The organism is Mesorhizobium sp. M4A.F.Ca.ET.050.02.1.1 (genome assembly GCF_003997725.1).
Lineage (GTDB): Bacteria > Pseudomonadota > Alphaproteobacteria > Rhizobiales > Rhizobiaceae > Mesorhizobium.
The window spans coordinates 1-1,006 of the sequence record NZ_RZSG01001253.1; the positions used below are offsets into that span (position 1 = coordinate 1).

At 59.0% G+C, this 1,006-nt stretch carries 1 protein-coding gene; it reads left to right on the forward strand.

Annotated features, from left to right (window positions below; all coding sequences use genetic code 11):
• The coding region (locus tag EOA33_RS36730) for a plasmid partitioning protein RepB C-terminal domain-containing protein (protein ID WP_281033602.1) at window positions 1-239 on the forward strand (239 nt) is incomplete at its 5' end.
• Window positions 240-1,006 lie beyond the last annotated feature (767 nt).

Here is a 1,006-nt window from a genome sequence, read left to right on the forward strand (position 1 = left end):
CCGTACGGTTGACCGCTATGGAAATTGAGTTTGCCGAGTTGAGCCAGGAGTTCCGAAACGCCGCCGAGCGCTGGGGCTCGTGGAGTCTCGAACTTGTGGCGGCGCGAGGGTATATCAACCGCCTGATGGACAGTCCCAAGGTGGTGCGGTATCTCGCCCCTCGTTTCCCAGAACAATTTGCGGCATTTCAACAGGGATTGGAGACAACTCCCAGATTCCCTGTTTTAGAAAATCCTTAATTGCCCTACGGTAATGTCATCAGGGGGTGGGGACCCGCTGCGGTCTAAACGTGGGTAGCGGCGTTGCCAGGCAGCGCATGCAGGGTTGGGCGAAAATGGGGTTGGCGTTATTTAAGATTGGCGAGTGCCAAGGCTGCGGCGGTACCGGCACGATGTTTGATTGTCCGAGATGGCGAAGCTCGAACGGCCATTGCTGCCCGGCGGGCACGCATCAGCACAAATGTCCTGGAATTACACTGACATGCGCTGAGTGCGACGGCACGGGCGGGGCGAAGAAGCCTGCGGGATATACGGAATCGGACGCCGCCTGACAACATTCGGTGGCAACTTAGCATAGGCCGCCCTTTACTAAGGCGACCACCAAGCAGCACCGAGCAACTAAGCCAATTCCTGGCGGCAGCGGAGCGGCTGCATCTAAGCATCGTCGGCCCGCTGATATCGCCATCGTGCGATCACCGCATGAGACGCTGTTGAAGACGGTGCGAATTGACAGGCGCATGGCCGGCACGCCGCCCGCGGAGTGAGCCGCGGGCCGAACTCCGCCTCGACACATTGTTACTGACCTGGGCGAACCACCTCTCGCATTCCCATGACGAGGTTCGAATCCGTCCCGTTCCAGCTTGGCTGTGCGACGCGGGTCATTTTCGACTAAGTCAGTGGTTGCTGCACCGCCAGATGTCCGTCTTGCTTGCCCGTTTTCCCGCCTTCCATGATAATACTTACCGTGGGAGGAAGCTGCCATGGACGAAGCGGGCGTTGTTGATGCC